Annotated in this window: 16 protein-coding genes and 1 tRNA gene; 9 read left to right on the top strand and 8 right to left on the bottom strand. The window is 67.0% G+C overall.

Annotation, left to right across the window (positions count from 1 at the left end; genetic code table 11):
• Positions 1-32 precede the first annotated feature (32 nt).
• The 5 genes from DXK21_RS01145 to DXK21_RS01125 all read right to left on the bottom strand — a co-directional run bounded on the left by DXK21_RS01145 (position 33) and on the right by DXK21_RS01125 (position 3,732).
• Entirely contained in the window at positions 33-272 is a 240-nt protein-coding gene (locus DXK21_RS01145; protein WP_105564633.1) for a DUF3297 family protein, read from the bottom strand.
• Between the two features lie 59 nt (positions 273-331).
• Complete coding sequence (locus DXK21_RS01140) at positions 332-1,303, bottom strand: MotE family protein (protein ID WP_114815958.1); 972 nt, start codon at positions 1,301-1,303, stop codon at positions 332-334.
• A 125-nt stretch (positions 1,304-1,428) separates the two neighbouring features.
• Positions 1,429-2,025: a DUF6468 domain-containing protein gene (locus tag DXK21_RS01135; protein WP_114815957.1), complete on the bottom strand. Its 597-nt coding sequence runs from the start codon at positions 2,023-2,025 to the stop codon at positions 1,429-1,431.
• Between the two features lies 1 nt (position 2,026).
• Positions 2,027-3,085: a flagellar motor switch protein FliM gene (gene fliM, locus DXK21_RS01130; protein ID WP_114815956.1), complete on the bottom strand. Its 1,059-nt coding sequence runs from the start codon at positions 3,083-3,085 to the stop codon at positions 2,027-2,029.
• A gap of 2 nt (positions 3,086-3,087) precedes the next feature.
• On the bottom strand, positions 3,088-3,732 hold the full coding sequence (locus tag DXK21_RS01125; protein WP_114815955.1) for a flagellar basal body-associated FliL family protein: 645 nt from the start codon (positions 3,730-3,732) through the stop codon (positions 3,088-3,090).
• 179 nt (positions 3,733-3,911) lie between these two features.
• On the opposite strand from DXK21_RS01125, the gene flgF reads away from it, so the two are divergent.
• From flgF to DXK21_RS01085, 8 genes are all read left to right on the top strand, one after another.
• Positions 3,912-4,649 carry a flagellar basal-body rod protein FlgF gene (flgF, locus tag DXK21_RS01120; RefSeq protein WP_114815954.1) on the top strand — a complete coding sequence of 246 codons (738 nt, stop codon included), beginning with the start codon at positions 3,912-3,914 and terminating at the stop codon, positions 4,647-4,649.
• Positions 4,650-4,665: 16 nt separating this feature from the next.
• Complete coding sequence (gene flgG / locus DXK21_RS01115; protein WP_114815953.1) at positions 4,666-5,454, top strand: flagellar basal-body rod protein FlgG; 789 nt, start codon at positions 4,666-4,668, stop codon at positions 5,452-5,454.
• Between the two features lie 3 nt (positions 5,455-5,457).
• Positions 5,458-6,237: a flagellar basal body P-ring formation chaperone FlgA gene (flgA, locus tag DXK21_RS01110; protein WP_114815952.1), complete on the top strand. Its 780-nt coding sequence runs from the start codon at positions 5,458-5,460 to the stop codon at positions 6,235-6,237.
• Between the two features lie 11 nt (positions 6,238-6,248).
• Positions 6,249-6,971 carry a flagellar basal body L-ring protein FlgH gene (gene flgH, locus DXK21_RS01105; protein ID WP_114815951.1) on the top strand — a complete coding sequence of 241 codons (723 nt, stop codon included), beginning with the start codon at positions 6,249-6,251 and terminating at the stop codon, positions 6,969-6,971.
• A 122-nt stretch (positions 6,972-7,093) separates the two neighbouring features.
• Positions 7,094-7,561 (top strand): hypothetical protein, encoded by a 468-nt coding sequence (locus DXK21_RS01100; RefSeq protein ID WP_114815950.1) that lies wholly within the window; start codon positions 7,094-7,096, stop codon positions 7,559-7,561.
• Between the two features lie 38 nt (positions 7,562-7,599).
• Positions 7,600-8,028 (top strand): hypothetical protein, encoded by a 429-nt coding sequence (locus DXK21_RS01095; protein ID WP_114815949.1) that lies wholly within the window; start codon positions 7,600-7,602, stop codon positions 8,026-8,028.
• An 8-nt stretch (positions 8,029-8,036) separates the two neighbouring features.
• Positions 8,037-8,534, top strand: a complete 498-nt coding sequence (locus DXK21_RS01090) for a hypothetical protein (protein WP_114815948.1) — start codon at positions 8,037-8,039, stop codon at positions 8,532-8,534.
• A gap of 69 nt (positions 8,535-8,603) precedes the next feature.
• Positions 8,604-10,397, top strand: a complete 1,794-nt coding sequence (locus DXK21_RS01085) for a DUF885 domain-containing protein (protein ID WP_211305945.1) — start codon at positions 8,604-8,606, stop codon at positions 10,395-10,397.
• A gap of 163 nt (positions 10,398-10,560) precedes the next feature.
• Here DXK21_RS01085 and DXK21_RS01080 read toward each other — a convergent pair whose 3' ends face one another.
• Positions 10,561-10,902, bottom strand: a complete 342-nt coding sequence (locus DXK21_RS01080) for an MmcQ/YjbR family DNA-binding protein (protein WP_114815947.1) — start codon at positions 10,900-10,902, stop codon at positions 10,561-10,563.
• On the bottom strand, positions 10,902-11,564 hold the full coding sequence (gene msrA / locus DXK21_RS01075; protein ID WP_114815946.1) for a peptide-methionine (S)-S-oxide reductase MsrA: 663 nt from the start codon (positions 11,562-11,564) through the stop codon (positions 10,902-10,904). Before msrA ends, DXK21_RS01080 begins: the two co-directional genes overlap by 1 nt.
• Before the next feature lie 147 nt (positions 11,565-11,711).
• On the opposite strand from msrA, the gene DXK21_RS01070 reads away from it, so the two are divergent.
• A tRNA-Ser gene (locus tag DXK21_RS01070) sits at positions 11,712-11,801 on the top strand.
• Positions 11,802-11,829: 28 nt separating this feature from the next.
• On the opposite strand, the gene DXK21_RS01065 is transcribed toward DXK21_RS01070, so the two are convergent.
• Positions 11,830-12,960, bottom strand: coding sequence for a tyrosine-type recombinase/integrase (locus DXK21_RS01065; protein ID WP_114815945.1), 1,131 nt, complete (start codon positions 12,958-12,960; stop codon positions 11,830-11,832).
• Positions 12,961-13,564 lie beyond the last annotated feature (604 nt).

Here is a 13,564-nt window from a genome sequence, read left to right as displayed (position 1 = left end):
CCGAAGAACAGCGCCCCTGCCGCAGTCCAAAATCACTCGCCCTTGAGGAAGGGCTCGACCGGGCCTTGCAGCTTGACGGTCAGGGCCTTGCCGCGACGGTCGACGCGGTTGCCGACGGCCAGACGGACCCAGCCTTCCGAGACGCAGTATTCCTCGACATTGGTCTTTTCCTCGCCCTTGAACAGGATGCCGATGCCGCGCGCCAGCAGGTCGGCGTCGTGGAAGGGGCTGTCGGGATCGACCGAAAGGCGGTCAGGCAGGGCGTCGGACATGGAATGGTCTCGCGAAAATCGAAGCGCGCTGAATAGCGGCGCGCGGTCGCTATGCCAACCTACTGAACCGATTGACGGGCGGCGGCGGGCTGGCCGGCCTCGGCGGCGGGCGGCGTATAGGGGCGCGGACCGGCCTCCGCCGGCGCGGCGGCGGGAGCGGCGGGCCTGGGCGCGGGGCGCGGGGCCGGACGTGGAGCCGGACGCGGAGCCGGACGACGTGCGGGCTGGGCCGCGGGTTTAGCGGCCGGCGTCGTCGGCGTCGCAGCAGCGGGGGTCGCAGCCGCCGGCGCCGCCGTGCGGGCCGGAGCGGGCGCCGCAGCAGCCGCAGCCGGGGCGGCCGTCGGAACCACAACCGGGGCCGCAGCGGGGGCACCCGCCGTCGCGGCGGCGGCGCGGGCGGCGAACTGTTGCGACTGGAAGCGCTTGGCCAGTTTCTCGGTCAGCTCACGCGCACCGGCGGGCGGCATCTGGGCCATGATGGCGGCGAGCGTCCGAGGCCGCATGGCGGCGGCGACCGGCAGGCGAACGCTGTCGTCCAGGGTGTTGAAGACCGCCGCCGCCTCCTTGGGCCGCATGGCGGAATAGACGGCGACCAGACGGTCGTTCTCGGCCTTTTCCTTCTCGTCCACCTGACCGACCAGGGCCGCGATCTCGCCCTTCAGCGCTTCCAGCGCCTGCAGCTTGGCGTCCAGTTTCTGCTCGGCGGCGACCATCAGCGGCAGGGTGGTGGCGAAGTCGGCGTCGCGCGCATCCAAGGCGTCGCGGCGCTTGGACAGCGACTGGATGATGCGCAGTTCAGCCGGCGAAATCCCCGCCTGCTGGGCCAGCTGTTCCGGCGTCAGGGCGCAGACAGCGGGCGCGGGTTTGGCGGCGGCGGCCCCGCCCTCGCCCGGCGTCTCGGCGGTCACGGCTTCCTGAGCCCAGGCGGTCGCGCCCTGGAACAGCTCCGGCGCCACGCCCGCCGCGCGCACGGCCACGACCCCGCCGATGGCGATGGCGATCAGGGGCAGAAGGCGGGGCAGCTTGCTCATCGGTCAACTCGGGTCGTCGGCGCCCTCAAGTCGTCCGGGGCCGCGCCCCGGACATAGGGCCAAAAAGATACTTCCCCCTCAAGTCGCTTGACGCCGCGCGTCAGGCATAGGGGTCTAAAAATGCATCATGCAGCGAAAAGATCTTCGTCCAGGCTACGACGGGCGCGGTTTAGGCTCTGTTGCGCAGCATGGTTAGCGGCCATGGCCTGACGCACCGGGGCGAAGCTTTCAGCGGCGACAGGAGCGGCGGCGGCAGGACGCGCCGCCGGCGCCTTCATCACGGCGCGGGCGCCCTCGATCCGCTCCATCAGCGAGGCCATGCGGCGGGCGCGCGACTCGTCGTCCAGCAGCGGCGAGACCTGCGACGTCGGCGTGTTCAGCTCAAGCACCGGCTCCTCGCGCGCCTCGACCTGAGACTGCGATGGCGCCGAACGCGGCGGCAGACCGGCGGGGGCGCGGGCGATCAGCACCTCCAGCTCCTGCTTCACGGCGCGAGCCTTGATGATCCGGTCGTGCAGCAGGTCGGTCTCGTGGCCCGAGGCGCGCAGCGTCGCCAACGCCTGTTCGGCGCGCCCGGCGGCCGAGTTCAGCTCGCTCACCGCCCCGGCGAAGGCCAGTTGCCCCTCGCGCAGGGCCTTGAGTTTCTTCTCCAGCTTGATGCCGTAGCCGATGGCCGCGACCAGCAGCAGCATGAGGATGGAATCGAGAATGATGCCGGTCATGTCAGCGTTTCCCTCGGCTCAGAGTGGCGGCGATGTCGGGGTTGATCGGGCCTTCGACCCGCACGGCGATATGCTGGCCTCTGCGACCCATCTTGCCGGTCGTCAGCGGGATGGTTCCGGCGCGCACCGAGACTTCGGAATCCGGCGAGACGTTCAGCATCAGGGTGTCGCCGACCTTGAAGTTCAGCGCCTGCGACAGCGGGATCTGCTGCTCGTCCAGCACGCAGCGGACCTCGGTTTCCGTGGTCCACAACTCGGTGGCCAGGTGGCCTTCCCAGATGTTGTCGCGACCGAACTTCTCGCCCATGAACTGCTGCAGCAGCATCTTGCGGATGGGCTCCAGCGTCGAATAGGGCAGCAGCAGTTCGACCCGACCGCCACGATCTTCCATGTCGATGCGCAGCTTGACCAGGATGGCGGCGTTGGCCGGGCGGGCGATGGCGGCGAAACGCGGATTGGTCTCCAGCCGGTCCAGGGTGAAATGCACCGGCGTCAGCGGCTCGAAGGCGGCGCGCGCGTCGTTCAGGATGACCTCGACCATCCGCTGCACCAGCACCCGCTCAATGGTGGTGTAGGGCCGACCCTCGATGCGCAGCGCCGCCGTGCCACGACGCCCGCCCAGCAGCACGTCCACGATCGAGTAGATCAGGTTGGAATCGACCGTCAGCAGGCCGTAGTTGTCCAGCTCCTCGGCCCGGAACACCGCCAGGATGGCCGGCAGCGGGATCGAGTTCAGATAGTCGCCGAACCGGATCGACGAGATGGTGTCGAGGCTGACCTCGACGTTGTCCGAGGTGAAGTTGCGCAAGGACGTCGTCATCAACCGCACCAGGCGGTCGAAGACGATCTCGAGCATCGGCAGACGCTCGTAGGACACCAGGGCCGAGTTGATGATCGCGCGAATGCCGCTCCTTTCGGAGTCGTCGCCGTCGCCCATGTCGAAGCCCAGCAGGCTGTCGATCTCGTCCTGGTTCAGCACGCGTTCCGACAGGGCCGCGCCCATGTCGGCTTCGCCGCCGAAGGGGTCCAGTTCGTTTTCGGCGGCCAGGGTGTCGGTCATGCCTAGGACACCAGCATTTCTTCGATCAGCACGGCGTCCACCTTGCCCGGCGCCGCGATCAGATTGACCCGGCGCAGGATCTCGACCTTCAGCTGATAGACGCCGGCCGAACCGGCCATGTCCTCGGGACGCAGCTCGCGCAGGAAGCTCTGGAACATGTCCTGCATCCGCGGTGTCTCTTCCTGCAGATGGGTCGCCAGTTCGGCGTCCTTCATCTCCAGCGTCAGCTTCAGCTTCAGATAGGTCGGGCGCCCGTCCGGCGTCTGAATGTTCACGATCAGGTCAGGCAGGGTGTAGAAGGTCACGCCGTCAGGCCCGGACGAGATCTTGCCCAGGGCCGGATCGGCCTCGCCCTCCTTGCCGCCGCCGTGATCGCCGCCCTTCTTGGCCTTTTCTTCCTTCTTGGCCGGCGCCGCGTGCTCGGCGCCCGCTTCGGCCTCGGCCGGCTTGGGCTTCATCAGCAGGAAGGCCGCCGCCCCGCCGCCGCCCAGTACGACCAGGGCCGCCGGGATGATGATGAACAGCAAGGGCAGCTTCTTCTTGGCGGGCGCGCCCTCGCCGCCTTCGCCGTCCGACACGGCGGGCAGGTTGGCGTCGTCGCCGCTCGGCGCCGCGTCTTTCTTCTTGCCCAGCTTCAGCTTCAGCATCCGCACGTCGCCCCGATCTTCACAACCATCCTGATGAGACGATTTTGGTTAACGAGGCGTTTACAATCGGCAAATCCTGCCGGGCGCCGCAGGGGTCAATCTGGCCCAAACGCCCGCTGTGACTGGATTAACCCTGTTGGCACGGTCGTTGCGACGAGATCGGCGAAGGAGCCGCACTCGTGGAAAACGCCGCCTATATCGGATTGTCACGCCAGATGACGCTGCGCCGCGAGCTCGACATCGTGGCCAACAACGTCGCCAACGCCGACACCACCGGATTCAAGGTCGAACAGCTGATGGTCGGGACCGAGGTCGGTCAGCGCGCCCGTAACGACAACATCCGCCCCTCGGCCAGCTTCGTGCTGGACAAGGGCGTCGGCCGCGACTTCGGCCAGGGCTCGATGAAGCAGACCGGCCGGTCGCTGGACTTCGCCATCGAGGGCGAAGGCGCCTTCTTCGCGGTCCAGAGCGGCGCCGGCCAAGCCTATACCCGCGACGGCGGCTTCACCACCAACGCCGAGGGCGTGCTGACCACCAAGCAGGGCCTGCCGGTCTTGGGCGACGGCGCCCAGATCACCTTCGACCCCGAACTCGGCCCGGTCAGCGTCGGCGCCGACGGCACGATCAGCCAGCAGGGCCAGCCCGTCGGCCGCCTGAACGCCGTCCGCTTCGACGCCCTCGGCGCCTTGCAGAAAAGCGGCGACGGCCTCTACCGCAACACCTCCAACGCCCAGCCCGTCGACGCCCCGGACGTCCAGATCCGCCAGGGCATGCTGGAAGGCTCGAACGTCAACACCCTGCAAGAGATCACCAATCTGATCGAGATCAGCCGCGCCTACGAGCGCGTGACCAAGATGATCGAAAACGCCAACGACCTATCACGCCGCTCAGTCGAGCGGCTGGGCCGGGTCAGCTAGTAAGGACGCCTGAACGATGCGCGCTCTCAGAACCGCCACCTCCGGCATGCTGGCTCAACAGCTGAACGTCGAGGTCATCTCCAACAACATCGCCAACATGAACACGGTCGGCTTCAAGCGTCAGCGGGCCGAGTTCCAGGACCTGCTGTACCAGAACGTCGAGCGCATGGGCTCGCAGTCCTCGACCCAGGGCACCGTCGTCCCGACCGGCATCCAGATCGGCGCCGGCGTCAAGGCGGGCAGCGTCTATCGGATCACCGAACAGGGCAGCCCCACCCGCTCGGGCAACCCCTATGACATCGCCATCGACGGCAAGGGCTACTTCCAGATCACCATGCCCTCGGGCGAGATTGCCTACACCCGCGCCGGCAACTTCGCGGTGAACGGCGAGGGCCAGCTGGTCACCGAAGACGGCTATGCGGTCGAACCCGCCATCACCATCCCCCAGGACGCCATCGACGTCACCATCTCCAAGTCGGGCCAGGTCCAGGTCACAACCCAGGGCCAGACCGCGCCGCAGACCGTCGGCCAGCTGGAGCTGGCCACCTTCTTCAACGAGGCGGGCCTGGAAGCCATCGGCGACAACCTGCTGCTGGAAACCGCCGCCTCGGGCGCGGCCACCATCGGCGCCCCCAACGAGCCGGGCTACGGCCACCTGTTGCAGGGCTATACCGAGGCCTCCAACGTCGACGCGGTCAGCGAGATCACCAACCTGATCGTGGCCCAGCGCGCCTATGAGATGAACTCCAAGGTCATCACCACCGCCGACGAAATGCTGTCCGTCTCGGCCCAGGTGAAGAGCTAGGTCATGGCCATGATCCGCAGTCTTTCTCTGGCCTTGGCCTTCGCAGCCCTCGCCGCTCCGGCCCTGGCCGGTCCCGTCAGTCTCCTGCCCGATCCGACCGACGACGACGGCCGCGTCACCCTGGGCGAGTTGTTCGACGACGCGGGCGCGGCTTCCGGCGTCGTGGTCGGCCAGCGCCTCGGCGCCACCGCCGTCTTCGAGGCCAGCCAGATCCAGTCCGCCGCCCGCCGCGCCGGTCTCGACTGGGCCAACCCGCAAGGCCTGCGCCGCATCGTCGTCCGCGAAGGCGGAGCCCTTCCTGCCGACGCTTCCGCCCGTCCCACCGCCGCCACCGTGGCCTCGCGCCCCGGCGCCACGGTCGAGGTCCTAACCTACGCCCGCAGCCTGGCCGCCGGCGACATCGTCCAGCCCGCCGACGTGGTCTGGTCCACGGTTCAAGCCCACCAGGCTCCCGCCGGCGGTCCCCAGGACGCTGATCAGGTCGTCGGTCTGTCGGCCAAGCGCGCGCTTCGCGCCGGCGCCGCCGTGACCAGCCGCGATCTGGCCTCGCCCCAAGTCATCGCCCGCAACGACATGGTCGAGGTCGCCTATATCTCCGGCGGCGTCGAGCTGACCGTCACCGGCAAGGCGACCCGCGACGCCTCGGCGGGCGAGGCCGTGCCGGTGCTGAACACCCAATCGGGCCGCACCATCGACGCCGTCGCCGTCGGTCCGGGCCGAGCCGTCGCCGGTCCCGCCGCCCAGATGGCCCGCGCCAATCCGCAACAATTCGCCGCCCGCTGAGAGATCCCGTCATGCGTAAAGTCCTGATCCTCGCCGCCGCCGCTTCCGCCCTGTCCCTGGGCGCCTGCTCCACGGTCACAGAGACGCTGAAAGGCCCGGACCTGGCCCCCATCGGCTATCCGGCCGCCCTGGTCCCGGTCGAGCAGGCCTATCTGCCGACGCCCACGCCCGCCTCGGCCAACAGCCTGTGGCGCACCGGCGCGCGCAGCTTCTTCGGCGATCAGCGCGCCCGGCGCGTCGGCGACATCCTGACCGTCAACATCGACATCAACGACCGCGCCCAGACCCAGAACTCGACCCAGCGCGCCCGCAACAACAGCATTTCCGGCGGCGTCACCAACTTCTTCGGCCTGGAGAACAGCCTGGGCCGCGCCTTCCCCGGCGGCTTCGACCCCGCCAAGATGGTCGGCACCGAGGGCGAGTCCAACGCCTCGGGCTCGGGCAGCGTCAACCGCTCGGAGCGGGTCAACCTGACCGTGGCCGCCGTCGTCACCGCCGTCATGCCCAACGGCAACATGGTCATCCAGGGTCGGCAAGAAGTGCGCACCAACCGCGAGGTCCGCGAACTGACCGTGGCCGGCATCGTGCGCCCCGAGGACATCTCCTCGGCCAACACCATCGCCCACACCCAGATCGCCGAGGCACGCATCAGCTACGGCGGTCGCGGCGACATCAGCCGGATGCAGGCCAGCCCCGCCGCCCAGTCCCTGGTGGAGCGCTTCAGCCCCTTCTGACCCGCGTTCGGCGAGCGTGTTTTTCCAGTGACTCGCCATCACGGAATCGCGCGCGTTCAAGCGGAGCCGTGAACCCTTAACGAGTGACCCGCGTTTGCTCTGTCGAACGCGAGTGATTTGTAATGTTGAAGTCCCTGCTTCCCGCCGCCGCCGCCCTCAGCCTGGCCTTTCTTGCCGGCCAGGCCATGACCACCGCGCCCGCCGCCCCCGGCGAAGGCGCGGCCGGCTGGCATCTGCTGCACGAAGGGCCGATGGCCAAGCTGGCCTATGGGCTGGCGGATTCCGATCAGGTGGCCCTGATGCTGACCTGCTCGCCCGGCGACCGCACGGCTGCCGTCTATGGCGACGCCCAGCCCCGAAGCCCCGCCTTGGTCCCCGCCGCTCTGGGGCCGCAGCCGATCGACCCCCTGTCAGACGGCGAAGCCTTCGAGACCCGCCTGCCCCTGACCGACGCTGCCCTGACCGGCCTGGCGCGCGGAGGCCGGATGGCGGTGCAGACCGAGGCCGGCGCCACGCAACTGCGGGCCAGCCGCGCCGAACGTCGCCTAGTTCAGAACTTCCTCGGCTATTGCGCTTCCAGCCACGCCTGATCAAAGTCGCCTTCGAACCCATCAGCGGGGGCTGAACCATGACCGCCTTGCTCGGCCTCGCCTTGGCCCTGACGCTTCAGACTGCGCCACCGGCCCAAGTCTGGGCCTGGACCCTCTATGCCGACAACGGCCCTCTCGTTCTGGCCAACGAGATCCCCGATACGCCGCGCCTGCGCACCACCCTGGAGTGCGCGCCCGGCTCCAGCATCGTACGCCTGACCCTCTATGACGCCGCGCCCGCCGAGGGCATAGCCGTCGTCACCTCGGGTGCGGCCTCCTCCAATGCCGAGGTTCGCCCCCGGCGCGGCCAGTTGCAGACCATGCTGCGCGCCGACCACCCCGTCTTCGCCGCCTTCCAGGCCAATGGACGGTTGCAGGTCACGGTCGGCCAACAATCCTCTGCGATAGAGATTGATCGGGCGAATCTGTCCAAGCTGCGCCGGTTCGCCGAACTCTGCACCGGCTGAGGATTTCCATGCGCCCCATCATCTGGCTTGCCCCCGCCGCGGCGGCGCTCGCCCTGTCCGCCTGCGCGCCGACAGCGTCCAACCTGACAGCTGCGACCAACGGCGCGCCGATCCCCGTCGCCGGCTACGACTGGCATCTGAACGAGGATGCGGATGAAGCCAGCCTGTCCTACGGCATGGCCGAGACCGACGACGTGCCGCTGGACCTGTCGTGCCGTCCAGGCTCGGGCGCCCTGCAAATCCTGCAGACCGTCGCGGAGGACCACCCCCGCGTCATCGCCCTGGAATCCGGCGGGGACACGGAAACCTATCCCGCCAAGGCCGAGCCCTCGGCCATGCACGACGGCCTCGATCTGACCGCCGTCGCCCGCACCACCGACCCGGTCTTCCTGCGCTTCCGCAAGCTGGGCTGGCTGGCGACCTACGGCCCCGACTACCGCACCCCGCTGGTCGCCCAGCAAGGCTCGGCCTCGCAGATCGACCGCTTCTTCACCCTGTGCGGCTGACCTCGCGACGCGCGCTTGACCATCCACCGCTACGCCTGTCTCTTCCCCCTCACTTGAGGGAGGACAGCAATGCACAAGCCACTTCTGATCGGGGCCGCTCTGGCGGCCTTCATGGTCACGCCAGCTCTGGCCGTTGGGCAGCCGCAATCGGCGCCCGGCGCTCAAGCCAGCGCTCAAAGCACCGCCCTCGCCGGCGCCCTGGCCGACTACGAGGCCTACCTGCGCCGCGTCGATCCGATCACCGCCGGCATGGAGGGCGACCGTGAGGCACTGTCGCGCCTGCCTGACCCGACCCGCACGGGCGAACTGGCGCGCGTCGCGCCCCTGACCGCCCTGCTGACCCGGCTGGAGGCCATCGACCCGTCGTCTCTCAATCCAGACGAGCAGTTGAACCGGACCTTCGCCGCCTACCTGATCCGCCGCAACCTTGAGGCCATCCCGCTGGACGGCGGCCGCTTGGCCTTCAGTTCCGAAGGCGGCCCCGGCCAGACCTTCGCCTATCTGGCCAGTTCGACCCGCATCACCTCGACCGCCGACGCCGAGGCCTGGCTGTCGCGGATCAGCGCCGTTCCCTCCTTCTATGACGCCGCCATCGCCGACGCCCGGCGCGGCCTCGACACCGACCTGGTCCAGGCCCGCTCGGTCGTCGACAGCGCCCTGGCCCTGGCCGAAACCGACGTGAAGCCGCGCGAGGGCGGCGACATCCTGATGCAGCCGTTCAACGCCCTGCCCGCGACCATTCCCGCCGCCGAACAGTCGCGCCTGCGCGCTGGCGCCCAGGCCCTGATCGACGGCCCCGTCGCCCAGCGCCGCCTCGCCTGGCGCGACCTGCTGAAGAACGACTACCAACCGCGCGCTCCGGTCGAGCCCGGCATGACCCACCGCCCCGGCGGTCGCGACCTCTATGCCTATGCCGTGCGCAGCTACACCACCACCGACCTGACCCCGGATCAGGTGCATCAGATCGGCCTGGAAGAGGTCGCCCGCATCCGCGCCCGGATGCAGGACGAAATGCGCGCCGCCGGATGGACCGGAGACTTCGCCGGCTTCCTCCATTTCCTGCGCACCGATCCGCAATTCTATGCGACCAGCCGCGAACAACTGCTGGAAAAGGCCTCCGAGATCGCCAAGCGCGCCGACGACGGCCTGCCCGCCCTGTTCGGAACCCTGCCCCGCCTGCCCTATGGCGTGCGGCCTGTCCCGCGCGAGATCGAGGACAGCTACACCACTGGCCGCTACAATCCCGGCTCGATACAGAACGGCGTGGCCGGCGGCTATATCGTCAACACGTCCAAGCTGGATCAGCGCCCCCTCTATGAGCTTCCGGCCCTGACCGTCCACGAGGCCGTCCCCGGCCACCACCTGCAGATCGCCTTGCAGCAGGAGGCGGCGGATCAGCCCTATTACCGGCGCGGGGCCGACGTGACCGCCTTCACCGAGGGCTGGGGCCTCTATTCCGAGTTCTTGGGTGAAGAGATGGGCATCTATCGCACTCCCTACGAACGCTTCGGCCGCCTCAGCTACGAGATGTGGCGCGCCTGCCGCCTGGTGGCCGACACCGGCCTGCACTGGATGGGCTGGACCACGGAACAGGCCCGCGCCTGCTTCCGCGACAACTCGGCCCTGGCCCCGCACAATATCGAGACCGAACTCCAGCGCTACATCGGCTGGCCGGGTCAGGCCACGGCCTACAAGATCGGCGAGATCCGCCTGCGCCAGATCCGTCAGAAGGCCGAACGCGAACTGGGCGACCGCTTCGACGTCCGCACCTTCCACGACGCCCTGCTGGTCGACGGCCCCCTGCCGCTGGACCTGCTCGACGCCCGCATGGACCGCTGGATCGCCGAGCAGAAGGCCCGGTAGGCCGCCCTTCCTTCCTCCCCATTTCATGGGGAGGGGGACCGCGTAGCGGTGGAGGGAGCGGCACAGAGATCAGACGCGGCGTCACCCCCTCCGCCTCATCCCCTATCAGCGACGATCCCCCTCCCCACCGCTCCGCGACAGTCAGGAAAGAACCAGTGGCTCCCTAAAGCCCCAGCTCCGCCCGCGCCTTCTTCGTCAGCTTGCCGACAATGATGGCGTGGGCGGACTGGATATGGTCCGCCAGCTCCTCGTCCGCCCAGTCGTCGATGCGCGGCAGGTTCACCCACTTGGCGCGCGCCATATAGGGCGCCGGCCGCGCATGGCCGCTCTCAGTCAACACCTCATAGGCGATGTCCGAGACCTTGAACGACACCCCCCCGGTCGCCCCCACCATGACGAACATCTTGCCGCCGACCTTGTAGGCGTCGTGGTCGTCGCCGAACGGATGGTCCAGCGTCGCCCCCGGCAGCGCCAGGCAAACCTGGCCGACCCCCGCCCGGTCCATCAGGCCCCAGCGCCCATGGTGACGCCGACGCCGATGGGGCAGACCACCCCGGTCCCGCCGATGCCGCAGTACCCCGCCGGGTTCTTGGCCAGATAGCCCTGGTGATAATCCTCAGCGAAGTAATAGGGACCCGCCGGCTGGATCTCCGTCGTGATCGTCCCCTTGCCCGCCGCGCTCAGCGCCGCCTGATAGGCGTCGCGCGAGGCTTCGGCTTCCGCCTGCTGGGCGTCGTTCAGGGTGTAGATGGCCGAGCGATACTGCGTCCCCTGGTCATTGCCCTGGCGCATGCCCTGGGTCGGGTCATGGTTCTCCCAGAAGGCCTTCAACAGATCGCCGTAGGAAATGACCTTGGGGTCAAACACCACCTGCACCACCTCGGTATGACCCGTCCGCCCCGAGCAGACCTCTTCGTAGGTCGGATTCGGCGTAATCCCGCCCGCATAACCCGCCGACGTGACCCAGACGCCCGGCAACTGCCAGAACACCCGCTCCACGCCCCAGAAGCAGCCCATGCCGAACACGGCGGTCTCGAAGCCTTCGGGATGCGGCCCCTTCAGCGCATGACCCAGCACAAAGTGAGTCGCATCCGTCGTCAGCGCCGCCTCGCGCCCCGGCAAAGCCGTCTCGGCGTTAGGCAGGTCGGCGGTCTTTTGGAACAGCATCGGAAAAATCTCGCAGAAATCAGCGGCAAAATCGACTTCCCCCCATATGGGGCCTCAAAGGGCGCTTGCCGAGGGGTTCATGCTGTTCTATCAGCCTCGCTCCGCTGGATCGACCGTCCAGCGGCTACACGGCGACGTCGTGGAAACGGACAGGTGGCGGAGTGGTCGATCGCGCACGCTTGGAAAGCGTGTGTAGGTGAAAGCCTACCGAGGGTTCGAATCCCTCTCTGTCCGCCACCACCATCGCAATTTCCTTTATTTTCAGTTAGTTAGCGCTCGATTTGGCTAACTTCCCTGCCGGGTTAGCCAAAGTTTGTTCGCGTTGCGTGCCGCCGATCATGGCGAAAGCGTCCTGCGCCAACAGCCGCTGATCCCGCGCCTTCGTGTACCGTTCGACCTCCTTTGAGGTCTGGTGGCCCGTCACGGCCTTAATCTGCGCCTCGGTGCAGCCCGCGTCCGCCAAGCGCGTCGCAGCCGACTTCCGTAAGCCATGCGCGGAACGATCCGGTACCCCGGCTTGCCTGCACGCCCCTCTGAACCAGTTGCCGAAGCCGCCCGCCGTAAAGCCGACGCGCGATTGCGTGACCAGAAAGAGCATCTGACCAGCCGGAACGGTTTCGAGCGACGCCTTGAGGCGTGGATGGATCGGAATCTCTAGGCAGGCCTCGGTTTTCTCCTGCTGCACGAGAATGGCGTGACCTTGGACGTGCTGGCGGCCCATCTGACGCACGTCGCCTGACCGCTGAGCGGTGTAGAGCAGGAGATCAAATGCCAAGCGCTCACGGGAACCCACAGGCCAGTGCGCCTCAAATTTCGCGATGTCCGCCTCATTCCACACGGGGAAGCCGCCAGAAGGGATCTTTAACGGGCTGATGCCGGTGGCTGGGTTGTCGACCCGCCATTGTCGGGCAACTGCGAAGGCCAGCATCCAACGCACGATCTTGACCAAGTTATTGGCCGCCGTTGGATAGCCGGCCTTGCGGTCCCGCATTTTGAGGATGTGCTGCGTCTGCAGTCCCCGCACAGGCTGCCCGCCATACTCTGTCCGCAACCGCTCGATGATGCCGCGATATGTAGCTTGAGTAGGCTTTCTAAGTTGCCTCCACTCTGCCGAACCGTAGATCGCTACCGCCAAGGCATTGATGGTGCCTGGAACCGTGCGGTCGGAACCTGGAATGATCGCACTTGTCTGGCCTGCGCAGGCAGCATCGTAAGCCGCACGGAATTCTGGAGAGCCAAACGCGCCATGTAGGTAAACAGACGCTCGACCTTTCTGTCGATATCGGTAGCGAAGCTTGCCGTGTCGATCTTTAAAGACATTCAGGTAGGGATAACCGAGGGCCTTAAAGTCCCTCGCGCTCAGTTTTCTACCTTGGGGGCGCTTGATGACAGGCATTCATCGTCACCTCTAGAAATTGGTGCGGAAGCTGAGAAACATTCAACTCAGCGCCTTGTCCCAGGATCTAACTTCATCAGAATATTCTCCCGACGTCGGCTGCCCTGGCAACGCCAGAGTTAAGCGGACCTCGCCCGATGGGAGAATGTCTAGAGAACGAAAGGATACGCCTCGCTCTTGGAATGTATCGAGAACGCGACGGAGATCCGCCTTTCGTACCATATTCTGCCGACGAGTCATCCTGAACACCATACAGATCAAAAACCTGCGCTCATAGTTAGTCACCAGATTCTGAATCAGCAACTATTAAACTCAAATTTTACAGAGTGCTATAAGTATATAGGTATAGCAACCCAAACTACGACACCCTCATAACGGGCACCGGGAAACAACACGATCTATTAGTATTCAAAACGGACCCTCCACGGTGAAGGCACCTCCGTCAGTTCGCTCGAGCGAACTCCAGTCCCATGAGGCCTCCGTCACAGTGCAGCGCCAGTTCGCTTGAGCGAACTCCGGCGCAAGACTTTCCGAGAAGCGTGCGCGCTTTGACGTGCCCCTGAGAATTTCCTCCACGCGGAGCTAGAGTCCGGCCCTTGAAAGG

Origin of the sequence: Brevundimonas bullata (genome assembly GCF_003350205.1) — a bacterium.
Classification (GTDB): domain Bacteria; phylum Pseudomonadota; class Alphaproteobacteria; order Caulobacterales; family Caulobacteraceae; genus Brevundimonas; species Brevundimonas bullata.
This window is presented reverse-complemented; position numbering and strand designations above follow the sequence as displayed.